This is a genomic window from Bradyrhizobium sp. C-145 (assembly GCF_023375135.1).
Lineage (GTDB): Bacteria > Pseudomonadota > Alphaproteobacteria > Rhizobiales > Xanthobacteraceae > Bradyrhizobium > Bradyrhizobium zhanjiangense.
On the sequence record NZ_CP088150.1, the window covers coordinates 8,872,106 to 8,894,970 of the forward strand.

The window sequence follows — 22,865 nt, forward strand, 5'->3', positions numbered from 1 at the left end:
GGATCTATCGGATGTCTAATCCCACAATGAGGTTCGTGGTGGTGAACAACATGGCGCCCCGCGCCCCCTCTCTCTGCGCGGCGTGTTCGCGACCGTTGGAACGGGGCTACCTGCGCGATTTCTCGACCTCAAGACACTATTGCGGGATCGAGTGCTCCCACCGGCGGATGGTCGTGAATGGATACTTCGGGTCAGCCGTCCTCACAACTCCATTCGACCTGGCTATCGCTTGGCCGAGGCTCACGGTTGACGTCGCCTCAGCGCTGTTTGACAGCGCATGGGGCAACAATCGCGTCTGACGCTTGAGACGCATTCCATTTGACTCTGCCCTGAAACGACGGTCGCACCGCCGAGTGCCCTCGCCTGACCGACGGGGCCGCCAAAATTATCGAAAACGCACTGCGCAGGGACGGCATGCTCGATTGGCAGCAGCCATACCTGCGACGCTCTTCAATGTTGCATCCTCATGCTCATCGGCGCGCCCGACGGCATCATCATGTTCGTATTCATATCCGCCACGATCCACATCGTGCCGGCGATCACGACGAATACGATGAGAGCGCCAAAGGCGAGCGCGAGTACGTTGTTGGTGCTTTCCGGCCCGCTGCTGATGTGCAGGAAAAACACCAGGTGAACGCCCATCTGGGCAATGGCGAGGACAGCGAGCCCGAGGAATACGCCGCCCGGCCAGAGCAGCGTCGTGTTTGCAGCCCAGAACGACGTGGCCGTGAGAAGAACCGCCACAACTAGGCCGATCGTGTAGACGAGAAACTCGGATGGAGCCGATGCGTCCATCTCGCGGCTCGGCCTGTCTCCGGGTGCGCGTTCGTGTTGAACTTGGTTCATGAACTCACCCCCATCAGATAAACCACCGTGAATACCCCGACCCAAACGATGTCGAGCGCGTGCCAGAACAAGGAGAAGCAGAGCAGGCGATGCTGCACCCTCGCAGCGAATCCGAATACCGACACCTGCACCATCATCACGATCAGCCAGATCAGTCCGAGTGCGACGTGCAGTCCGTGGCATCCGACAAGCGTGAAGAATGCGGACAGAAAAGCGCTCCGCTGCGGCGCCGCGCCGATGGCGATCATGCCCAGGAATTCGCGGATCTCGAGGCTAAGAAATATGGCTCCGAGTGCCAAGGTGATCAGAGCCCCTACATAAGTCCTGAAGTAGCGGCGCGAATTGATGGCCAAGGACATCAGTCCGCAAGTGTAGCTCGAAAGCAGAAGGCAAACAGTTTCGATCGCGACCGTCGTCTGATTGAACAGCTGGGCGCCAGTCGGCCCGCCTGCCGTGGAGCGCACGAGCACCGCGTAGCTCGCGAACAACGCGGCAAACATGACGATGTCGCTCAGCAGGAAGATCCAGAAGCCATAGGTGACCACAATCCTCTTTGGAGCAGGTCCCGCTTCACTCACACTAGGCAGTGCGTCTTGCGGAATCTGATCAATTGCGACGGCGATATTCATGCTGCAACTCCTGCCAGGTGGGATCGTACGAACCGGGCGATCTCCTCGGCTGGCACCTCAATTTCGTTGTGGCGGCGGAATGAGAAGGCAAGCAACGTCATGAATGCGCCGAACACTCCGACGATGGCCAGCCACCAAATGTGCCAGATGAGCGCAAAGCCGATGACGACAGCAAAGAAAGCAGTAACAAAGCCGGTGGCGCTGTTCTTCGGCATTTCGACAGGCTCGTATTTGCGCGTCGGCGTCGGCTCGTCCTTTGTCGCTTGCGCGCGACTCTTGCTGCTCCAGAACGCGTCCAGTCCGGCGACCTTGGGTTGGAACGCAAAGTTCCATGCCGGCGGCGGCGACGCCGTCGCCCATTCGAGCGTACGGCCGTTCCAGGGATCACCGGTCACGTCGCGCAGCTCCTCGCGATGACGGATCGACACAACGAGTTGCACGACTTGGCAAACGACGCCGACCAGGATGATAGCGGTGCCGACGGCCGCCGCTATCAACCACGGCTGCCAGGACAAATTGTCGTAATGTTGCATGCGCCGGGTCATGCCCATCAGGCCCAGCACGTAGAGCGGCATGAAGGCGACATAGAAGCCGACGAACCAGCACCAGAACGAGGCTCTGCCCCAGCGTTCGTCGAGCTTGAACCCGAATGCCTTGGGGAACCAATAATTATACCCCGCCATCACGCCGAACACGACGCCGCCGATGGCGACGTTGTGGAAGTGCGCGACCAGGAACACGCTGTTGTGCAGCTGGAAGTCGGCCGGAGGTACCGCCATGAGCACGCCGGTCATGCCGCCGATGACGAAAGTCACCATGAAGCCAATCGACCACAGCACTGGTACCGAAAACCGGACCCGGCCGCCGTACATCGTGAACAGCCAGTTGAAGACCTTCGCGCCCGTCGGCAAAGCAATGATCATGCTCATGACGCCGAAGAAGCCGTTGACGTTTGCGCTGGCCCCCATTGTGAAAAAGTGGTGCAGCCAGACCAGGAAGGAGAGGATACAGATGGTCATCGTCGCGGCTACCATCGAGCGATAGCCGAACAGCGGCTTGCCGGAGAAGGTCGCCATCACTTCCGAGAATACGCCGAACGCCGGCAGGATCAGGATGTAGACTTCGGGGTGCCCCCATACCCAGAAAAGGTTGGAGTACAGCATCTGATTGCCCTGGCCTTCGAGCGTGAAAAAGTGAAAGCCGAGATAGCGATCGAGCGCCAGCATCGCGAGCGTCGCGGTCAGGACCGGAAACGCCGCGACAATGAGCAGGTTGGCGGCAAGCGCGGTCCAGCAGAAGACCGGCATGCGCATATAGCTCATCCCTGGCGCGCGCAGTTTGAGGATTGTTGTGACGAAGTTTATTCCCGCCAACAAGGTGCCGATACCGGAGATTTGCAGCGACCAAAGATAGTAGTCGACGCCGACGCCGGGCGAATATTGCATTTCGCTCAGGGGAGGATAACCCCACCAGGTGGCTTTTGAGAACTCACCGACCGCCAGCGAAATGTTGACCAACAACGCGCCCGAGGCGGTCAGCCAGAAGCTGACGGAGTTGAGCGTAGGGAATGCGACATCGCGAACACCAAGTTGCAACGGCACCGCGAAGTTCATGAGCCCCACCACGAACGGCATTGCCATGAACAAAATCATGATCGTGCCGTGGGCAGAGAAGATCTGATTGAAATGCTCCGGCGGCAGATAACCTTGTGCACCGCCGGCTGCGAGCGCCTGCTGCGACCGGATCATGATCGCATCGCTGAAACCGCGCAGCATCATGACGAGCGCCAGTATGCAATACATGGCGCCTATCCGCTTGTGGTCGACCGAGGTGAGCCATTCGCGCCACAGATAGAGCCAGGCTCCCTTCGCCGTGACGAATCCGAGAACAGCGACCACCACGAGGACCATGAAGCCCGTTGCACCCATGATGATCGGCTCATGGAGGGGAATCGCGCTCCAATCGAGCTTACCTAGGAGATTCATCGCTCTGCCCTCTGCGACGTTGAACAAATTGATAGAGAGGAGTCCTGCACACCCATGTCAGCGTTTACGATGCTGCTGAACAGATTGGGGGCAACGGCGCGATAGGTGAACGGCGCGACCGCCTTGCTCGGCTTGACCAGGTCGGCGTAAGCCTGCTTATCGAGCGCGGAACCGGTTTCGCGGGCCTGGCGAACCCACTGCGCAAATCTGTCGTCTGTCACTGCATCGACCGTGAAGCGCATGTCGGGAAAGCCGTCGCCGCTGAACATGGCAGATATCCCCGCATAGGTTCCGAGATGGTCCGCCTGCAGGTGGAGGCGCGTTGCCATACCGGACATGGTGTAGATCTGGCTCCCGAGCTGAGGCACGAAGAAGCTGTTCATGACGCTCGATGAGGTCAGTTCGAAGCTGATCGGCGTGCCAACCGGTACGACCAGCTTGTTGACGCTCGCGATCCCCTGCTCCGGATAGATGAACAGCCATTTCCAGTCGAGTGAGACGACCTGAACGTTGACAGGCTTGGCTGTTGAACTAATCGGCTTGCCCGGATCAAGGTCGTGTGCGCCGACCCATGCGACGCCGCCGACCAAGAGCACCGTCATCGCGGGGATGGACCAGACCAGCAACTCAAGGCGCCCGGAATATGTGAAATCCGGCCGATAGTGCGCACGCTCATTCGATGCACGAAACCAGAAAGCAAAGCCGAGTATCGCAAGGATCACCGGGATCACGATCGCCAGCATGATGCCAAGCGCGTTGAACAGAATTTGCCGCTCAGCCAGCGCAATCGGCCCTTTCGGATCGAGCACGCCTTCGCAGCCGCCGAGGGTCGCGGCACCGATCATGACGATTGCAAGTAAACCATAGCGCATGTCAGGCCTCGCTGAAGTTGACGGTGCCATTCTGCGATGCGCGCATGAACGACAATGGCTCGCCTCGATGGTCGACCAGGAGAGTTGCGAACAGCACGAACAAATAGGCGATGGAGAACACAAACAGTCGTTGAGCGGTGCGGCGATCGGCCTCGACACTTCGGTTCAAGAGAGCTGCGAGCAAAAGGAAAATCGCGCCGCAGATGGCGGCGATCGCGCCATACATCGTGCCTGCAAATCCGATCGCCCAGGGCAGCTCCGAGGTGAGAGCCAACAGGCCGCTGTAGGTCAGGATCTGCCGCGTTGTCGCAGCGCGTCCCGCGACAACCGGCAGCATCGGCACGCCGGCACGCGCGTAGTCATCGGTGCGATTGAGCGCAAGGGCCCAGAAATGGGGCGGCGTCCAAAGGAAGATAATAAGAAACAACACAAGCGGCTCGAGCCCGACTTCTCCGGTTGCCGCGGCCCATCCGATCAGAGGCGGCAGCGCCCCGGCAGCGCCGCCGATGACGATGTTTTGTGGCGTCGCGCGCTTCAGCCACGCTGTGTACACGCCAATGTAGAAGAGGATGGTGCAGGCCAGCAACGCGGCCGCTGTGAGGTTGGTCACCAGAGCGAGAACGACCACTGCGAAACCACCGAGAAAGAGTCCGAAAACAAGCGCGGCGAAGCGGGAAATTCTACCCCCGGGGATTGGCCGCATCGCGGTCCGCGTCATGACCGCATCAATATCGGCGTCGTACCACATGTTGAGAACGCCTGCGGCTCCGGCCCCGGCGGCGATAGCCAGACCTGCGGCACAAGTCGTCAGCGGATCCAGTCTAACTGGAGCGATGCTCATTCCGACAAGCGCGGTAAAGACGGCAAGCATCATCACACGTGGCTTTGTCAGCGCGACAAGATCGAACACATTCCAATGACCAGCCAGCGGGTGAGCGGAACGAGGCGATAGCGCGGGGCGCGCTCGTCCTTCCCCGGACTGGGCAATGGATTTGACGTTCATCTCGCGGCTCCGGATCATTCAAAATGAGCGACGTCGTGTTCGGTCTGAACAGCCGTCAGGGCGCGCACTGAATATGCATCCCCACTGTCCACCGCGATTGAACGCGGCTGCTCGATTGGGGCCAATCATGCTCAAATTCGCCCCGCCGATCGGCTCTCCCCCGAAGAAGCGCGCGATCGCAGATTCAGGATCATTCAAGCACATTTGAACAAGCGTTCCGCGCAGGGCTTTCCTAGATCAGATTGTTGTTGGACCCGCTCTGGCGCCGCTTCCGATTTGAAGGGTTGATGCGGTCCGTTGCGGCGCTCTGAAATGCGGCTTTGCTGAAGGAGGACTAATCAATGAAGATCTCTTGGCTCTTGGGAATTGCGGTGTTCTGCTCGATCGCGTCGCCATCTCTGGCACACGCGCGTTCGGCTTATGATGGCTCCTGGGATCTCATCTTCGTGACGCAGAGGGGGGCATGCGATCCCAGCTATAACTTCACCGTCAATATCGCCGACGGAATTGTCACTCATCCCAATCTCGTAAGATTCAGGGGGTACGTCGCGAGGTCCGGTTCGGTTCGTGCCTCGGTGACGGTTCACGACAAATTCGCGTCCGGTACAGGCCGGCTCGCCGGGACCGCCGGTCGCGGAAGATGGAGCGGCTACGCGGGGACTGAGAGATGCTCGGGCTATTGGACCGCGCAGCGCAATTGACGGGTTTGAAAAGGGAAACATTGTACCCCGAGCCGTTGTCGTGCGAGGCGGCGTTGGAGACGACGGCGCTGGCCGCGACGCTCCTGTTTTCTCACGGGCAGACCACAGAACGGACCGTTGCCGCTGCCGAGCGCCTTGGGCACGCGCTCGGCGTGACCGTGACTGTGCTGCCATATTGGGGGGAACTCATCGTCAAGGTCGATGGCGCGGCCGTCTCACACATCGTTCCCGCCAAGCCACTCGGTGTCGACATGGGCAGGGTCCTTGCGGTCACGAGCGTGATCGATCAGATCTGCCATGGCAAGCTGCCGGCCGCGGCTGCTCGATCCGCACTCGAGTCGGCTGGCCGTCTGCCGCCGGCTTCCACGCCGCGCTTCACCTTGTTCGCAGCGATCGGAGCGGCTTCGCTGGGCGTCATATTCGGCACGCCCGATGCGACGAGCCTTCTGCTGATCGCAGCGAGCGCCGCCATCGGGGCGCTCGTCCGCCGCCGTTTGTCCGGCTTCAGCCAAAACCCGCTCATCCAGCCGCTGTGTGCCGCGCTTATCGCCGGGGTCGTAGCTGCCGCAGCCGGCCGTTTCCAGCGATCGAATGCAGCAACTCTGGTCGGCTTCTGCCCCTGCATGGTGCTGGTCCCCGGTCCGCATATCCTCAACGGCGCAATCGACCTTGCACGTACGCGTATCGCGCTGGGACTCGCGCGCCTGGCCTATGCCGGGATCATCGTGCTCCTGGTCTGCGACGGCGGCCTGTTCGGGTTCACGGCCGCCGGCGGAAACCTCGCGATCGCGGGACCGTCTCCGCCTGTTCCCCTGAGCCTCGACGTGATCGCGGCAGGATGCGCCGTCGCCTCCTTCGGCACGTTCTTCTCGATGCCGTGGCGTCTGCTGGCGTTCCCGATCGCGGTCGGCATGCCGGCGCATGCGGCCCGCTGGGCGCAGATCGTTCTCGCCGGAGGAAGCGCTCCGAGCGGGGCGCTCGTCGCCTGCATACTCGTCAGTGTTCTCACGGCGCCCGTCGTCGACCGCCTGCATCTGCCCTTCGCGGCTGTCGCCTTCTCCGCCGTCGTCTCGTTGATGCCGGGCTTCTTCCTGTTCAATACCGCAACGGGCCTCGTCGAATTGGTCTCAATCGGTCCGGACGCGCCGGCAGCTCTGCTGATCAGTATCGTCGCGAATGGCGCCACGGCATTTCTGATCATCATGGCCATGGCCTTCGGGCTGATCCTCCCGCGCATGCTGTACGAACGCCTCTCGCCCTCCCCCGTATGATGAGGCACAGCCGTTCAATGCGCCGCAGCGCCATCCAAGCATGGCCCGCGGCTCCGCGTTATCCATCCTGACGGGCTGGCTGGCCCCAAGAGTCGGTGCACCCATGACGACAATTTTGACCAAATCGTTCCCGCAGGAAAAACTGCCATCGCCACAAGCGGCACCGGGCAAAAGGCGCGTCCTGATCGTCGGCGGTGGCTTTGCCGGTATCGCGGCGGCGCGGGCGCTGAAGCGAGCCGATGTCGACATCACGCTGCTCGACCGGCGCAATCACCACATCTTTGCGCCGCTGCTGTACCAGGTCGCCACCGCTGTTCTGGCGCCATCCGAGATCGCGGCGCCGATCCGGCAGCTCGAGGCGAAGCAGAAGAACCTCAGCGTCTTGCTGGCCGAGGTCAAGGCTATCAATCTCGGAGCGCGCACCGTCGAAGCCATCTGCCCGGAGATTGGCAGTAGAAACTTCGGTTACGACTTCCTGGTGATCGCGACCGGAATGCGCCCGAGCTATTTCGGTCATGACCAGTTCGCCCAGTTCGCACCGGGCCTCAAGAGCCTGAGCGACGCCGAAGCGATCAGGACCAAGATCCTGAGTGCCTTCGAATTGGCGGAAGCAACTGATGACGAGCAGGAACGCGCTCGCCAAATGACATTCACTCTGGTGGGTGCCGGCCCGACCGGCGTCGAGCTGGCCGCTTCGATCGCGCAACTGGTCTCGGTGACCCTGCGCAACAATTTCCGCAAGATCGATCCGGCCAAGAGCCGCATCGTCTTACTGGATGGCGGCACGCGTATTCTGCCGACCTTCGCGGAATCGCTGTCTCAAAAGGCCGCCAAGCGACTTGCGAAACTCGGCGTTGAGGTGTCGACGGGCGTAAAGGTAGAGAAGGTCGACGATCAGGGTGTGATCGCGGCCGGCGTCCGTATTCCCAGCGCTACCGTGCTATGGACGGCCGGCGTCAGCGCCTCGCCGATCGTGAAGATGCTCGGGACACAGACGGATCGCGCCGGGCGCGCATGCGTTGGCGCGTTCATGGACATTCCCGAGGCGCCCAACGTGTTTGTGGCAGGCGACGCGGCCGCGATGACCCAGGATGGTCACCCCGTCCCCGGCGTGGCCCAGGCAGCCATTCAGCAGGGACGATTTGTCGGGCATCTCATCGCCAACCGTGTCAGGGGACACAAGGACGGTCGTCCGTTTCGGTATCGCAACAAGGGCAATATGGCCGTGGTCGGCAAGAACTTCGCGATCCTCGAGGCCGGCCATTTGCGAAGCAGCGGCTTTTTGACCTGGCTGGTGTGGGCTGCGCTGCACGTGCTCGCGCTGCCGCAGCTTCAGAACAGGTTTCGAGTCCAGACGCAGTGGGTCTGGTCATATCTGTCGGGGCAACGGAGCTCACGGCTGATTTCCGAAGGACCGCGGTCGTCCGCATCATAGCCGATATCCGATAACCGCTACTGCCGGCTTCTCCAGCCGGTTGGAGACAGCACCTGTGGACGCCTCCATCATCTCTGCGCTCGCCGCTCTTACGGGAGCAGCCGTTGGCGGCTTGACGAGCGGAATAGCGAATTGGCGGAGCCAGCGCAACCAGGTCCGCGCGCAGTGGGTTCTTCACGAGGAGACCCGCCGGCAGACGCTTTACAGGGACTTCATTGAAGACGCCGCCAAATGCTACATCGATGCGCTCCAGCACGATAAGGCGGACATTCCCGGCCTAGTCAGCCTTTACGCCAAAATGAGCGCGATGCGGGCGATATCTTCAAAGGAGGTGGTCCTTCATGCCGAAGACGTCACCCGAAAAATCCTGGATACCTATCTGGAGCCGGACAAGAGCTTCGTCGAACTGCGTGAAATGGCGATCGATGGCACGATCGATCTGTTGCATGACTTCAGCGGGGCGTGCCGTGACGAGTTCGAGCACATGCGGCCGGTCCATTTTTGAGCGTCATGCCGCGATTTCAGCTCGCGCCTGCCGCAGGGCGTCAGACGCGCTGACCCTGGGATCGGACTGTCTCTATCCAATTGGCGAACGCCTGCATGAACCCTTGCAGAAATTTGCAGGTGCCGTCGCTCGTGAGCTTGCCGTGCTCATCGAAGAGCTTGTCGACGTGGCCAAGGTAGGCCTCAGGCTGCTGAAGGGTCGGCACGTTCAGGAACACGAGCGATTGCCTCAGATGATGATTGGCGCCGAAGCCTCCGATCGCACCCGGCGAGCCGCTGACGATCGCACCTGGCTTGCGGTCCCAGATGCTGTGTCCATACGGCCTCGAACCGACATCCAGTGCGTTCTTGAGCACGGCCGGCACCGACCGGTTGTATTCCGGCGTGACGAATAGAATCGCGTCGGCGGCATTGATGCGCTCTCTGAACGCGGTCCATTGCGCGGGCGGAGATGCGGTCTCGAGATCCTCATTGTAGAACGGCAATTGTTCGATCTCGACGATATCGAACCTCATCGAGGGCGGCGCGAGTGAGATCAGAGCGTTCGCCAGCATCCCGTTGAACGATGCCTTCCGCAGGCTTCCGATCAACACGCACACATCCATTGGCTTTTCCATGGTCATGCCTTCGCTTGAGACTTGATGTTTCGCGCGAAGCCGGGCTTGCGCTTTTCCACGAAAGCCGTGAACGCCTCTTTGGCGTCCTCGGAGCGGACTTGCGTGCTGAATTCTTCGTTTTCGCCCTTCGCGGCCTTGAGCTGCTCGCGAAATGGCTGCTTCATGAGCCTCTTGCTGGCTTGCAGCGTGGCGGCCGGCTTCGCGGCCAATTTCCGGGCCGTCTCGGTCGCCCTCGCCCGGAGATCCGTATCGGATACGACTTCGGTCACCGGGCCCAACTCCGCGGCGCGCCTGGGCATCAAAAGGAGCTCCCAACATGAACAGCTCCGCCGCACGGAGATGGTCGATCCGCGCCGGCACGGAGCAGCTCGATCCGAATTCCGGCACGACGGCAAGATTGACGAAGGGCATCTGGAATTTCTCACTCTCGCCCGCGTAGATGAAATCGCAATGCGTCAGCATGGTGGTGCCGCCGCCGATCGCGGCGCCGTGGACTGCCGCGACCGGCGGCTTGTCGAAGCTGAGCAGCGCGTCCATCAGCCGGGACTGCGGCGATTCTTCCGCCTCTGGCGGATTCTTCAGAAAGACCTCGATATCATTACGAATCTCCCCCGCCATGCCAGAGGACGACACGCGTGCTCTCGTCATTCGCCGCCGCGCAAGATGTCGGCGAGAGCTACATACATGGCCGACGTCATCGCGTTCCGCTTGGTCGGACGGTTCAACTGGACGCGCAGGATGCCTGCGGCAGGTTCAGTGACGATCTCATCCATGGTCGAGCTCCCGTCCCTTGAGTGAACTTCACTAGCGCGGGGTCGCGGCAGCTTGCGCCGCCACGCCCCTGCCGCCACGCTAGGCCGCTTGGTCCTTGGCCTTCGGAACGGTACCGCTCGCATGCAGACCATCGATTTCGGCCGCGCTGAATCCCAGCTGCCGAAGGACTTCGTCGTTGTGTTCTCCGATCTTCGGGGCGCGCTTCGCCAACACCTTGGCGACACCGTGCACTTGAAGCGGGCTGGAGATCGTAGACGTCAGCTTGCCGCCGGCTCCCTCGAGCGGAACGATGATGTCGTTCGCCCGGAGTTGGGGATCGTTGACCACCTCCTGCGGTCCGCGCACCGCTCCGAACGTCACGTGAACGCCGTCGAACACCTCGTACCAATGCGACATCGGCTCGGCACAGAAGGTCTGGTCGAGAATCGCCGTGAGCTCCGTCATGTTAGTCATCAGCTTGGCCGGGTCGGAGAACCGCGGGTCAGTCAGCAGATCGGGTCGGCCGATCGCCTTCGCCACAGCCTCCACCTTGTCGGGCGTGATGATGAGGACGAACCAGGTATCGTCCTTGGCGCGATAGACGTTCATGGCGGCATTTGCCGGGTGCATACGATCGTGCAGCCCGAAGAATTTCGCATCGCAGAGTGCAGCCTGGATCGAGACGCTGGCGGACCACACGCCTTCGGCAAGCAGCGAGGTCGTGACATGCGCCCCCGCCCCCGTGCGCTCGCGACGGTACAAGGCCGTGACGATCGCCGAATAGAGTCCGACCGCGGTCGCGTTGTCGCCGCTGCCCGCCACCGGCCAGGTCGGCGGCGCACCGGCATCGCGTGTCATCGACAGCAATCCGCTGCGGGCCCAGTACGACGTGATATCGAAGCCAGGGAGGTTCGCATCCGGCCCCTTGTCGCCGAAGCCCGTGATGTCGGCGTAGATCAGTCGCGGATTCCACCCCGACACATCTTCATATTCGAGCTTCAATTTCTTGCGCGCCGGATGCGGCGTGTTGACGATGAGAACGTCGGCCCATTTGACTAGCTTCTCGAGAACCTGCTGCGCGCCTGGCGATTTCAGATCGAGCGCCATGCCGCGCTTGTTGCGATTGGCCAGATGCCAGGGATAGGCATCGTCGGCGACCGGCTGCGGCGGGAGATGGTTCGCATGCCGCCACAGCTCACCGCTCGGCGGCTCGACCTTGATCACGTCGGCGCCGAAATCGGACAAGATCACGGCGGCACTGGGGCCCGCGATGAAGCTCGCGAGGTCCACCACCTTCAATCCGGAGAAAATATTGTCGTTAGCCATGGGGTGTCCTTTCCAGATCCGCGCAGAGAGCGGCCTTGCTTCAGCGTCCGCGAAACTGCGGCGCACGTTTCTCGAGGAAGGCGGCGGTGCCTTCCTTTTTGTCTTCGGTGGCGGCGCAAATGCCGAAGAAGGAGGCTTCCAATGCGAAGCCTTCGCTCTGGCTCGTGTCCATGCCCTTGTTGGCGGCTTCCAGCGAGAACTTCACCGCGATCGGCGCGTTGGCCATGATCTGTTTCAGAATCGTCTCCGCACGATCGATCAGGTCGGCCGCGGCAACGACTTCGTTGACGAGGCCGATGCGATAGGCTTCCTGCGCGGAAATCGTCTCGCCCGTGAGGATCAGCTGCAATGCACGCCCCTTTCCCACCAGGCGCGGCAGGCGTTGCGTCCCGCCACCACCTGGCAGCAGTCCCAGCTTGACCTCGGGTTGCCCGAATTTGGCGTGCTCCGCTGCGATCCTGATGGTGCAGGCCATCGCGGTCTCGCAGCCGCCGCCAAGGGCAAAGCCGTTGATCGCGGCGATCACCGGCTTGCCGAGATTCTCGATCAGGTCCAGCACACCCTGCCCGAACCGGCTGGACTCCTCGGCATCGTAGGCATCGACATGTGCGAGTTCGCTGATGTCAGCGCCAGCGATGAACGCCTTGTCGCCCGCGCCGGTGAGGATCACGCCGCGCACGGACGCGTCCGCTTTTGTGTCCTCGAATGCGGCGTGCAGATCGGTCCAGGTCGGCGTGTTGAGCGCGTTGAGCACTTTCGGCCGATTGACCGTGACGTAGGCAATCGAACCCTTTTTCTCGTACAGGACATTCGCAAGGGCCAGCGCCGCTCTGGGTGCGGAGTTTGGTGCTGTTGCAGGCGAGGGTGTGAACGGTGCAGCTCCCGAAACCATAGTGATGTCTCCTTGGTAGGGCGGCCGGCGCTGGTGCGCCGGCGCCGCTGAGAGGTCAGAGGAAAGCGCCGTGACCGGTGATGGCCTTGCCGACGATCAGATTCTGCATCTGATACGTACCTTCGTAGGAGTAGAGCGCCTCGGCATCGGCGAAGAAGCGCGCGACATTGTAGTCGGCGACGATGCCGTTGCCGCCCAGCACCTCGCGGCCCCAGGAGACCGTCTCGCGCGATTTCGAGGTGCAGAACGCCTTCGCCAGCGCCGCGTGATGGTCGCCAAGCTTGCCTTCGTCATCGAGCGTCGCCAGGCGGAGCATCAGGCACTGGCACGCGGTAAGATTGCCCAGCATCTTGGCGAGCAGATCCTGGATCATCTGGAACGAAGCGATCGGCTTACCGAATTGCAGGCGCTCCTGGGCGTATTTGAGGGTGGCTTCGTATGCCCCCATCTGGATGCCGGTCGACGCCCAGCCCACCATGTACCGCGTCATCCGCAGCACGCGCGCCGTATCGCGGAACGAATTGCCGCCCTGGAGGCGGTTCGCTTCGGGCACCCGCACATCCTTCAGCGTGATCTGACCGTTCTGGACCACCTTGAGCGCAATTTTGTGCTCGATCTTCTCGACGCTGAACCCGGGCGTCGACTTGTTCTCGACGATGAAGCCCTTGACCTGATTGTCGGCGAGGTCGCGCGCCCAGATGATGGAAAGGTCACACCACGGTGCGTTGCCGATCCACCGCTTCTGTCCGTTGAGAATCCAGGTATCGCCTTCTCGCTTGGCCGTCGTGGTCAGACCACCGCTCGTTCCGGAACCGACCAGCGGCTCGGTGAGGCCGAAGCAGCCGATCTTTTCCCAACGCGCCATCGCCGGCAGCCACTTCTGCTTCTGTTCCTCGGAGCCGTCGAGATAGATCGAGCCCATCGCCAGACCGCTGTGCACGCCGAAGAACGTGCAGAACGAGGCGTCGGTGCGCGCCAGCTCCATCGCGACGAAACCGAACAGCTTCTGGCTACCGCCCGCGCAGCCATAACCTTCGAAGCCGAGCCCGCCGAGGCCGAGCTCCTTGAACGACGGCAGCAGTTCGAACGGAAACGCATCGTCTGACCAGTACTTGTTGATGACCGGCTGGACCTTGGTCTCCATGTAGGTCCGCACCTTCTTGACGAGTGCTCTCTCGTCGGCGGTGAGAAGGTCGACCAGCTGATAGAAGTCACCATTGGGTGCCGGTGCCGGCTTCGCCGCGGCGGTTTTGCTTGCTGGGGTTGCGGTGGGCATTTGCGATTTCTCCTCACTGCGGCTCGAAAGCCTGAAAACTGAAGAACGGTTGAAACTGTGATTGATCGGTGCGCTGATCTCGTCAGCCCGACTTGGCCGCTTTCCTGCGCAACTCGATTAGGCCGAGCAGAACTTCGTCGCGCTCCGCCTCTAATTGCTCGATGCTGCGTGATCCGGCCTCGGCATGAACGCTGTCGATGAGCTTCTTTTGCACCTCCGGCGTCAGCACCGGCGCGCCAAGGGTCTTCCACCAGGCCGTCATCGGGCCGGTGAACTGCTGGAAGAAGTGCTCGATGCCGCCTGGTCCGCCGCCGAGATGGTTGAGCATCAGGCTGCCCATGACGCCCCAACGCAGGCCCGGCCCCCAGCTCAGGGCGGTGTCGACGTCGGCGGCGCTCACGACACCTTGGGCGACGAGGTAATAGACCTCGCGGCTCAGCGCGGCCTGGAGACGGTTAGCGACATGTCCCGGCATTTCCTTGTTGAGGCGCACCGTCCGTTGCCCGATCGACGTGTAGAATTCCGCGGCGCGCCGGATCGTCGCTTCCGAGGTTTTTGCCCCACCGACGATCTCCGTCAGCGGAATCAAGTGGGGCGGATTGAACGGATGGGCGATGACGCAGCGCTCGGGATGGGATGCGGCGCCCTTCTGGATTTCGCTCATGGTGAGCCCCGACGAGCTCGATGCGATGATCACGTCGGGCGGCAACAGCTCGTCGAGCTGGCCATAGAGCTTCTGCTTGAATTCGATCCGCTCGGGCCCGTTCTCCTGGACGAGGTCGGCGCCGGCGAGTGCCTGCGCGATGTCGGGCGTAAACTTGAGGTTCGACTGCGACGCTCCGGGCGACAGACCCAATCGCTCGAGCGCCGGCCAGGCCGTCTCGACGAACTTCCTTAGAGCGGCTTCTGCGTTCGGCGCGATATCAGTCGCGACCACCTGCAGTCCCTTGGCGAGAAACAGCGAACTCCAGCTCGCGCCAATCACACCGGTGCCGATGATAGCGATACGGCGAATGGGCTTGGTATCGGTCATGTCATTCTCTCCAATGTGTTGGTCAGACTTCGGCGTAGGCGATGCCGGTGAGATTGCCCTGGGCGAAGAGGAAGTTGCGCTCGCCGGATCCATCGAGCCGCGCCGAGTAGACCGAGCCGGCGAAATCGGTCACGAACATGCGATCGTTTGGAACGTCGAGCGCGATGCCGATCCCCTCCATGAGATGGGTCACCACGATCTCCGGCTCTGCAGGCTTGTTGTCGATCGAGGCCCGGTTCACGGTGTTGCCGCGCGGAGGGTCGCCGCGGTCGGTCCAGTAGAGAATACGGTTCTGGTGGTCGAGCTCGAGATCGATCGGCTCCGGCAGAGCGTCGAAGAATATCTCAATGTCGGACCTGTTCGCCGCGGTTTGTCCGGCCGGGATTTCGAGATTGGCGCGGAAGATGCGGCCGAGTCCGGCATTGTCTGGGCCTTTTTGGCTCCAGTAGATGTGTGCGAGTTTCGGATCGATCGTCAGCCCAACGCACCATCGCGTCGCATCCCGGCTATGGGCTTCGCCGCGCCCCGCCTCGATGAGCGTCTCCAGCCGTGCGCCGTCGAGATTGCAGCGCATGACGCGCATCCCCTCGCGGTCGCACCAATACAGCTTGCCGCCTTTCTTATCGAGGATGATCTGCTTCGGCGTGTGGGTGTGTCCCTGCGGGACGATCGTCTTGCGGTTCTTGCCGTCGATGTCGGCGCGCTCGATGGAGCCGTCGTTCAGGCTCGGGATGCCCATGTTGGTCCAGTAGATATGGCCGGCTCCCGCATCGACGACGATACCGTCCGGAAGGTGGCAGCCCGTCACGATTGTCGTTCGCTCCGAGCCATCCGTGTTCATGGAATGAATGCAACCTGCATTCAATTCGAGGACGAAGAGGCGAGGGACTGTGACGGTCGCGGAGGATGTCGTGACGGCTTTTGGCATATCGCACCTGCATCTGGGCCCAACCACGAGCTGGTCAGGTGGCCGCGACTATGACGCGATCGCGGACATCCGGCTTGGACAGGAATGTCACCGCTGGAATGTTGCTGCTTGATCCCTTTCGTGGCGCAGCCAGCCAACTTATTCGAGATGGCATCTCTGCAATCTCGACCAAATTGGCCGAGCGTCGGGATGACGACCGAAGCCGGAGCCGCAGCTTTCAACAAGTGAAGCGTCAAACCTTCAAGCAAGGAAGCTCGACCGGCCCCATGGTTGATCGTTCAACCTCGAAAACTTCGGATACATCGAGATTGGACCGGCCCCGACGACGAAATATAGTCAATGGCCCCCGCGGTCAGGAAAAAGGGAGTCAGGCATGGACATGCCGAGCTCTGACAAAAACATCCCGAGTCCGCCCGCCGCGCCGAATGGCGGACAGGAAACAAACGCGCACAGCCCGGCGCGTACGCCCGCCGTCATCGTCGGCGTCGTTGCGGTGGCCGTTGTCGCACTTTCTGTCTTCTATCTGTTGCGGCCTGAGCCACTGCTGGTCCAGGGCGAGGTCGATGCAACGCGGCTCGATATTGCTGCGCGCGTCGACGGACGGGTGAAGGAAATCCCCGTGCAGCGCGGCCAGAACGTTGCTGCGGGCGCGGTGCTCGTCCAGATCGACAATCCCGAGACGCTGGCCAAGCACGAGCAGATGAAGGCGGCCAAGGCCGTTGCCGACGCCCAGCTCGCCAACGTGCTGGTCGGAACGCGCGTGGAGGTCATCGCCGCACGGAAGGCCGAAATGGAGCGGGCGCAGGCGGCGCTGCTGCTGGCGCAAAAGACATTTGACCGCACCCGCACATTGACCGAGCAGGGCAACGCGCCGCAGGCCCGCCTCGACCAGGCGACCGATGCGCTGCACGAAAGCGAGCGCGCGGTCGACCAGGCGAAATCAGCCTATGAGCAGGCGGTCAACGGCTATACCAAGGAGGAGCGGGCGATCGCCGCCACCAGCGTCGAAAAGGCCAGTGCCGATATCCAGAGCGTTCAATCGATCATCGACCAGCTCGCGGTCTATGCCCCCGTCGCCTCGCAGGTCTATCAGCGCAATGTCGAGCCGGGCGAATACGTCTCGCCGGGCGTGCCGCTCGTCACCTTGATCGACCTGACCGACGTCTGGGTTCACTTCGATCTTCGCGAGGATCTCATCAAGGGCCTGAAGATCGGCGATCGCTTCGACGTCCGCATTCCGGCGCTCGCGGACCGCGCTGTCACGGTCGAGGTCAAGCTCATCGCCACCAAGGGCGAATATGCGAGCTGGCGCGCCACCCGCGCGTCCGGCGATTTCGACCTGCGGACGTTTTCGATCCGCGCCTACCCGGTCCAGTCCGTGCCCGAGCTGCGACCGGGGATGAGCGCCTATCTCGACTGGCGGTCACGGCAATGAGGCCGGCAAGGCCCGGATTCTGGCTGGTCGTACGGCGCGAGTGCCGCTGGCTGTTTCATGATCGCGTGGCGCTGCTCCTGATCTTCGGCGTCCCTCTATTTGCCTTCGTGGTTCTCACCACGGTGTTCAGCCATCCGGTCATCCGGGGGCTCGGCGTCACCGTCGTCGACGAGGACAAGTCGGACGCCTCGCGAGCCTTGGTGGAATACGTCGCGGCCTCGCCGAGCCTGGAGATCGTCGACCGCTCCGGGACGCTGTCCACTGCCGTGCAGGACATACGCTCCGGCAAGGCGATCTCGGCCATTCATATCCCGCCGGATTTCGAGCGCGACCTGAAGGCCCAGCGCCGCCCGCAGGTCGTAGGGTTCTATAACCAGCAGTTCCTGACCGCGGCCGGCATTGCGTCGTCGGGCCTGAGCGATGCCCTGTCCGCCGCAGCGGCCGTGGCGGCCCCCGCCAAGCGAGCCAGTCAAGCGCCGGCATCCATCGGAACGTTCTCCACGGAAACCATCGCGCTGGTCAATCCGCAGAAGAACTATGCGCAGTTCCTGCTGCGTGCGCTGCTGCCCACCATCATCCATGTCGTGATCACGCTCGCCGCTGGCTATTCCGTCGGCTCCGAATTCCGCCGTCGCGACGCGCGGGCCTGGCTCGCAAGCGCGGGCGGCGATCCGGTCGTGGCACTTGTGGGCAAGCTCGCGCCGCTGTTTTGCATCTTCATCGTGATCATGCTGGCCGAGCCGCTCGTCCTGGAGGGCGTGCTGCAAGTCCCCTTCCGGGGAGACCTGCCGCTGATGGTCGCCGCCGGCTCGCTCCTGATCATTGCCTATCTGTCGCTGGGCGCCCTGCTCCAGCTCCTGGTCGGCGACCTCGCAACCGGGCTCGGACTTGCCGGTCTCATTGCATCGCCCGCCTTCGGCTACGCCGGTGTCGGCTTTCCCACCATCGGCATGAACACGTTTGCGCAAGGCTGGAGCGCAATCCTGCCGCTGCGATGGTACATGGCCGTCCTGCTCGGACAAGCCGCGCGCGGATCGCCGGTCTCGGACTCCGCCATTCCCTTTGCGGCGCTCACCGGACTGGCGCTGCTGTTCGCCGCTCTCGCTTTGCTGCGCATGGCGAGCCTCACGCGTAATGGCTGGTTCGAGTCGGTACGGCCGGCCGATCCGCCGGTGGCCGCGTCGGCACCGCGCGGCATCGGCGGCGCCTTCACCGCGGAGTGGCGGCGTGTGCTGGGAACGCGGAGCGCTTTCAGCGTGCTGTTCCTGGCGCCGCTGGTTTACGGCTTCTACTATCCGCAGCCCTATTTGAACCAGATCCTTCGCAAGCTGCCCATCGCGGTCGTCGACAATGACCTCAGCGATCTCAGCCGCCGGATGATCGAGACGCTGGATGCGAGCAGCGCGTTGAGCGTTGCGGTCCGCGCGCGCACGCTCGCGGAGGCGCACGCCGCGGTCAATCGCGGGCAAGCTTTTGCCGCCGTCGAGATTCCGGCGGACACCGAGCGCGACGTGCTCAAGGGCATCACCGCGCACATCCCGGTCTACGCGGACGCCACCTACCTGTTCATGTTCAGATCGACCGCAAGCGGCGTGGCCACGGCCATCGGCGCATTGACGTCCGAACTGGTCTCGCGCGGCGCGCGTTCCGACGGAAGCCTCATCAAGGCGAAACTGGCAAGTTCGAGCCCGGCCGACGTTCTGCTTCAACCGATCTTCAACCCGGTCGGCGGCTATGCGAGCTATGTCGTTCCGGCCGCGTTCGTGCTGATCCTCCAGCAAACTCTCCTGATCGGGGCAGCGATGCTGACCGGCAGCGCGCTGGCGGGCCCCGGCGGCGCGTTCTCCGGCGTGCTCGGCCGCGGCGTCGCCCATCTGACCATCTACCTACCGGCGCTCGCGCTTTACCTCATCGTGCTGCCGCGGATCTACGGCTTCTCGACACTCGGCCACCTTCCCCAGATCTTCGCGCTCGCGACCATCTTCTTGCTGGCGACGAGCTTCATTGGACAGGCGATCGGGGCGTGGTTCACGCGGCCGGAGAACGCGACCCTGCTTCTGCTCGCGACCAGCCTGCCCCAGTTCTTCACCGCCGGCTTCGCATGGCCGCGCGAGGCCATCCCCGATGCGGCCCAGGCACTCGGGCGGCTGCTCCCGGCCGACTCCGCCATCGACGGCCTCGTGCGCATCAACCAGCTCGGCGCCACCATCCGGGAGGTCGCACATGACTGGCTCGCTCTGTGGTGCCTGGCGCTGGGCTATTTTGCGCTCGCGGTGATCTCGGCGTTTGCCGTCAGGAAGGGACAGGGACATGCGCAAGGCTAGGCGTGCCGCCATCGTTGCGGTCTTGCTCGTGCTCGTCGCGGGCGTCTTGATCTATTCGTTGCGTCGTTCCGGGTCAGTCGCCCCGATCGTCGGCGTCGTGCGGGCCACCGAGATCAGGGTCGAGCCGGAGGTGAACGGCCAGCTGATGTCGATTGCGGTCGGGAAAGGCGCGCATGTGCGCGCCGGCGATGTGCTGGCGAGCCTCTCCGCGGTGGAGCTGACCGCGCAGGCGGACCAGGCGCGGGCCGCGCTCGCATCGGCGGCCGCGAACCGCACCAACGTCTATGCCGGCGTACGTCGCGAGCAGGTCCAGTCGCTCAAGGCCGCAATCGCCAAGGCAACCTCCCGCCTCGACTATGTGCAGGCGCAGCTCACCAGGACCAGCACGCTGGCACGTCAGAGCTTTGAGTCGCAGCAGTCGCTCGACCAGGTTGAAAGCGACGTTGCCAGCGCTCGTGCCGACGTGGCCGAGGCCCAGGCTAATTACGATGGGGCCGTGGCGGGCCCGACCCGGGAGGAGCGCGCGGTCGCCGATGCTCAGGTGCAGGCCGCGGCCGCCGCTGTCACCGTGCTCGAGCGCCGTCTCGACAAAATGGTGTTGCGCGCGCCAACCGACGGCGTGGTCAGCGTCATCGCCGCCGAGGTCGGCGAGAATGTTCGCGCCGGCCAACCGATCCTGATGGTCGAGGCGGCTGGCCAGCAATGGCTCTCGTTCAACGTGCGCGAGGATCATCTCGATAGCCTGGCCATGGGAGCAACCGCCCGCGTAATGCGGAACGGCGCCGATGGCGCGACCAGGGCCGTCATTACCGAGCTGCGGCCGATCGGCGTGTTTGCCACCTGGCAGGCCGAGCGGGTGATCGGCGACCATGACCGCAACACGCTGCGCCTGCGCCTCGACCCAGCGGAAACGTCGGCGGGCTTCGAGCCGGGAATGACCGTCTGGATCGGCCAATGATAGCGAAGCGCTGACGGTCCGCTTCATCGCGGCCAGTCGCGCGCGTCAAGCTTGACCCATTCCGGCACTATGTTGGCCGGCAGGAGATCGCAGCGAATCGCAAGCTGGCGGTACCAAGCCGCTTCTCAGACTCGTCGCTGGTCAAGTTCGCGAATTTTCTCTGGAATATCTCGAAGGTCCATGGTCACTTGAGATTTTGGCTCTCTTTTCATGCTAAAGAGGCGGATCGGTTCCTTGCAGCCTCGCAACATGTGGGGACCTTCGTCGACAAAGGCTTTCGCCAAATCTAGACTCCCCTCTGCCAGCAGAGCGTCCCTGAATTCACCGGTAACCAGCAACGGGGCATCGAGAATCCGGCAATAGGCTTCGACGCGGCTTGCGATATTCACGGTGTCCCCGACCAAAGTCAATTCGAGCCGCCTCTCACTGCCGACATCTCCCTGCACAACGTCGCCGTAATGAATGCCGACGGCGATGCGGACGGGATCTTCGTTGCAGCGGGTACGGCGATCATTCCAGCATTCGATCGCGTTCACGATTTCTAGAGCGCACAGTGCCGCATTCGTGGCATCCCGCCCGCTCGTCAGTGGTGGCCCGAAAAACGCCATCAGCCCGTCGCCCAGATATTTGTCGACTGACCCGTCATTGGAGAAAACCGCCTCGCTCAGGAGCTGAAGCACGTCGCGCAGCAAGCCGATGATAAGGTCCGGCGGCTTTCCCGACGAATATGCGGTAAAGCCTATCATGTCGGCAAACAGGACAGCAGCAGACTGTCGGCGAGCGAAGGAAAACGGCGTATAAATGTCGACCAGCTGGTCGATAATTTTCGGCGAGAAGAAGCGAGCGAGGTTTGCCCGCTCCCGCTCCACTGCCTCGACGCGCAGGTTTGCCGAAACGTTCCGTAGCACCAGGATGGTGGCGATCAGGATCGAAACCAGACTCACGGCAAATCGCAACGGGGCGGCTCCATCCTCCTCAAGTCCGTGCATGAGCACATAGCTGACGACCGTAAGAAGTGCACAGATCACGCCCGCGATCACGATGGCACGACGACGACGATCATGAGCGGCAATCAACACGACGATCACATAGAGGGATGCCACTGCAAAGTGGAGGGACGTCAGCGTGTCGATGAGAAAAATTCCGACCGCGAGCCCCGCCGCCACGGGATAGGAGCTCAGACAGGCAAGATAGCGCAGCATTATGTCGTCGCTCTTTGTTGGCCGGATCGGCTTGAGGCCCGCACAGGACGTGGTTTCCAGGGTACGCACACGCCCGAACCGATCTTGATCGTTCGTGATCATTTTTGTGCGAAAGTGCGACTTGTAACCACACTTGCTGCAAACTGTGTCTCCGTTCAGACAGCCGAAATGCCGCCATCTAACGTCGGCATCCTCTCAAAGATCAATCGGCAAGGAGAACTCGATGGAGACCGCTTGGCGGATGCAGGAACGGCTCACATCGACAAACAGCGGCGTACAGAGCAACTCGGCACAGGTCGTCTGTCGCCCGCCCTGTTCATCGCACAAACCACATCTTTCTTCCGTTGAAGAACGCACTCTCTCATCGGTCGAACGAAAGCACCCCGACCACAGCCGCGCCTAGAATCAGCAACGCCGGATTGAATCTGGTTTGCAGCAGGATCAGCAGGACGCCGGCAGCGATCGCTGCGGTTTCAATCCCGACGATCGCGCCTTTCGCCATGGTAAAGCATCCGGCCAAAAGGAGCCCGATCGAGACTGGTGCAAGCCCCCGTTGGATGGATGTCCGCCATGGCCACCTCTCGAGTTTTATCCAGCACCGCCCGACCGCGAACGTTAGCAGCGCCGACGGTCCGAAGAACGCGATCAGCACGAAGATCGAGCCCAGCGGGCCACCCGCCCAGTCCCCTATGGGAACGATCATCATCATGTTGGGACCGGGCGCCAACTGCCCCACGCTGTACAAATGGATCAACTGCGGAAAGCTCAGCCACTCATGCACATCGACGGTCAAGGTCTTCATTTCTGGGAATGCCGCCGTCCCCCCGCCAACAGTCAGCAGGGACAGATACGCGAACACGCGCAAAAGTGCCGGA

The 22,865-nt window shown here is 62.4% G+C and carries 22 protein-coding genes and 1 pseudogene; 7 read left to right on the forward strand and 16 right to left on the reverse strand.

Annotated features, from left to right (window positions below; genetic code table 11):
- Window positions 1-450: 450 nt before the first annotated feature.
- Genes cyoD through LRP30_RS41790 form a run of 5 tightly spaced genes read right to left on the reverse strand, consistent with a single transcriptional unit; the run spans window position 451 to window position 5,335 of the window.
- Window positions 451-795: a cytochrome o ubiquinol oxidase subunit IV gene (gene cyoD / locus LRP30_RS41770; RefSeq protein WP_249761952.1), complete on the reverse strand. Its 345-nt coding sequence runs from the start codon at window positions 793-795 to the stop codon at window positions 451-453.
- Between the two features lie 47 nt (window positions 796-842).
- Window positions 843-1,475 (reverse strand): cytochrome (ubi)quinol oxidase subunit III, encoded by a 633-nt coding sequence (locus tag LRP30_RS41775; protein ID WP_249758613.1) that lies wholly within the window; start codon window positions 1,473-1,475, stop codon window positions 843-845.
- Window positions 1,472-3,460: a cytochrome o ubiquinol oxidase subunit I gene (cyoB, locus tag LRP30_RS41780; RefSeq protein WP_249758614.1), complete on the reverse strand. Its 1,989-nt coding sequence runs from the start codon at window positions 3,458-3,460 to the stop codon at window positions 1,472-1,474. Before cyoB ends, LRP30_RS41775 begins: the two co-directional genes overlap by 4 nt.
- A complete protein-coding gene (gene cyoA, locus LRP30_RS41785) occupies window positions 3,457-4,305 on the reverse strand; it encodes a ubiquinol oxidase subunit II (protein WP_249758615.1) in 849 nt (282 codons plus the stop codon). Before cyoA ends, cyoB begins: the two co-directional genes overlap by 4 nt.
- A gap of 28 nt (window positions 4,306-4,333) precedes the next feature.
- Window positions 4,334-5,335, reverse strand: coding sequence for a heme o synthase (locus LRP30_RS41790; protein ID WP_249758616.1), 1,002 nt, complete (start codon window positions 5,333-5,335; stop codon window positions 4,334-4,336).
- Between the two features lie 754 nt (window positions 5,336-6,089).
- On the opposite strand from LRP30_RS41790, the gene LRP30_RS41795 reads away from it, so the two are divergent.
- The 3 genes from LRP30_RS41795 (at window position 6,090) to LRP30_RS41805 (ending at window position 9,247) form a co-directional block, all read left to right on the forward strand.
- Complete coding sequence (locus tag LRP30_RS41795; protein WP_249758617.1) at window positions 6,090-7,307, forward strand: threonine/serine exporter family protein; 1,218 nt, start codon at window positions 6,090-6,092, stop codon at window positions 7,305-7,307.
- Window positions 7,308-7,410: 103 nt separating this feature from the next.
- Window positions 7,411-8,742 carry an NAD(P)/FAD-dependent oxidoreductase gene (locus LRP30_RS41800; protein WP_249758618.1) on the forward strand — a complete coding sequence of 444 codons (1,332 nt, stop codon included), beginning with the start codon at window positions 7,411-7,413 and terminating at the stop codon, window positions 8,740-8,742.
- 55 nt (window positions 8,743-8,797) lie between these two features.
- A complete protein-coding gene (locus LRP30_RS41805; RefSeq protein ID WP_249758619.1) occupies window positions 8,798-9,247 on the forward strand; it encodes a hypothetical protein in 450 nt (149 codons plus the stop codon).
- Between the two features lie 40 nt (window positions 9,248-9,287).
- Here the strand turns inward: LRP30_RS41805 and LRP30_RS41810 are convergent, their stop codons facing one another.
- The 9 genes and pseudogenes from LRP30_RS41810 to LRP30_RS41845 form a co-directional block, all read right to left on the reverse strand.
- Window positions 9,288-9,869 (reverse strand): NAD(P)H-dependent oxidoreductase, encoded by a 582-nt coding sequence (locus LRP30_RS41810; RefSeq protein ID WP_346016241.1) that lies wholly within the window; start codon window positions 9,867-9,869, stop codon window positions 9,288-9,290.
- Window positions 9,866-10,162 (reverse strand): enoyl-CoA hydratase-related protein, encoded by a 297-nt coding sequence (locus LRP30_RS41815; RefSeq protein ID WP_249761954.1) that lies wholly within the window; start codon window positions 10,160-10,162, stop codon window positions 9,866-9,868. The genes LRP30_RS41810 and LRP30_RS41815 overlap by 4 nt, the downstream gene beginning before the upstream one ends.
- A gap of 49 nt (window positions 10,163-10,211) precedes the next feature.
- Window positions 10,212-10,511, reverse strand: a pseudogene (locus LRP30_RS45325) (enoyl-CoA hydratase-related protein); the annotation flags it as partial.
- Window positions 10,508-10,636, reverse strand: coding sequence for a hypothetical protein (locus LRP30_RS45165; protein WP_256477649.1), 129 nt, complete (start codon window positions 10,634-10,636; stop codon window positions 10,508-10,510). The pseudogene LRP30_RS45325 and the gene LRP30_RS45165, both read right to left, overlap by 4 nt.
- A gap of 79 nt (window positions 10,637-10,715) precedes the next feature.
- Window positions 10,716-11,942 carry a CoA transferase gene (locus LRP30_RS41825; protein ID WP_249758620.1) on the reverse strand — a complete coding sequence of 409 codons (1,227 nt, stop codon included), beginning with the start codon at window positions 11,940-11,942 and terminating at the stop codon, window positions 10,716-10,718.
- Window positions 11,943-11,982: 40 nt separating this feature from the next.
- A complete protein-coding gene (locus tag LRP30_RS41830) occupies window positions 11,983-12,834 on the reverse strand; it encodes an enoyl-CoA hydratase-related protein (RefSeq protein WP_249758621.1) in 852 nt (283 codons plus the stop codon).
- A gap of 55 nt (window positions 12,835-12,889) precedes the next feature.
- Entirely contained in the window at window positions 12,890-14,110 is a 1,221-nt protein-coding gene (locus LRP30_RS41835) for an acyl-CoA dehydrogenase family protein (protein WP_249758622.1), read from the reverse strand.
- Between the two features lie 82 nt (window positions 14,111-14,192).
- Window positions 14,193-15,143 carry a 3-hydroxyacyl-CoA dehydrogenase NAD-binding domain-containing protein gene (locus tag LRP30_RS41840; protein WP_249758623.1) on the reverse strand — a complete coding sequence of 317 codons (951 nt, stop codon included), beginning with the start codon at window positions 15,141-15,143 and terminating at the stop codon, window positions 14,193-14,195.
- A 22-nt stretch (window positions 15,144-15,165) separates the two neighbouring features.
- Entirely contained in the window at window positions 15,166-15,984 is an 819-nt protein-coding gene (locus LRP30_RS41845; RefSeq protein ID WP_249758624.1) for a DUF5050 domain-containing protein, read from the reverse strand.
- 460 nt (window positions 15,985-16,444) lie between these two features.
- On the opposite strand from LRP30_RS41845, the gene LRP30_RS41850 reads away from it, so the two are divergent.
- From LRP30_RS41850 to LRP30_RS41860, 3 genes are read left to right on the forward strand one after another with little or no spacing between them, the layout of a single operon-like run.
- The gene (locus LRP30_RS41850) at window positions 16,445-17,506 is read left to right on the forward strand and encodes an efflux RND transporter periplasmic adaptor subunit (protein ID WP_249758625.1); all 1,062 of its coding nucleotides are present in this window, start codon (window positions 16,445-16,447) and stop codon (window positions 17,504-17,506) included.
- Window positions 17,503-19,830, forward strand: a complete 2,328-nt coding sequence (locus LRP30_RS41855) for an ABC transporter permease (protein ID WP_249758626.1) — start codon at window positions 17,503-17,505, stop codon at window positions 19,828-19,830. Before LRP30_RS41850 ends, LRP30_RS41855 begins: the two co-directional genes overlap by 4 nt.
- Window positions 19,817-20,788, forward strand: coding sequence for an HlyD family efflux transporter periplasmic adaptor subunit (locus LRP30_RS41860; RefSeq protein ID WP_249758627.1), 972 nt, complete (start codon window positions 19,817-19,819; stop codon window positions 20,786-20,788). The genes LRP30_RS41855 and LRP30_RS41860 overlap by 14 nt, the downstream gene beginning before the upstream one ends.
- A 125-nt stretch (window positions 20,789-20,913) precedes the next feature.
- Here the strand turns inward: LRP30_RS41860 and LRP30_RS41865 are convergent, their stop codons facing one another.
- The gene (locus LRP30_RS41865; RefSeq protein ID WP_249758628.1) at window positions 20,914-21,990 is read right to left on the reverse strand and encodes an adenylate/guanylate cyclase domain-containing protein; all 1,077 of its coding nucleotides are present in this window, start codon (window positions 21,988-21,990) and stop codon (window positions 20,914-20,916) included.
- Between the two features lie 84 nt (window positions 21,991-22,074).
- Here LRP30_RS41865 and LRP30_RS41870 point away from each other — a divergent pair, with 84 nt between their 5' ends.
- A complete protein-coding gene (locus LRP30_RS41870) occupies window positions 22,075-22,338 on the forward strand; it encodes a hypothetical protein (RefSeq protein WP_249758629.1) in 264 nt (87 codons plus the stop codon).
- Between the two features lie 13 nt (window positions 22,339-22,351).
- Here LRP30_RS41870 and LRP30_RS41875 read toward each other — a convergent pair whose 3' ends face one another.
- Entirely contained in the window at window positions 22,352-22,849 is a 498-nt protein-coding gene (locus tag LRP30_RS41875) for a chromate transporter (protein WP_249758630.1), read from the reverse strand.
- Window positions 22,850-22,865 lie beyond the last annotated feature (16 nt).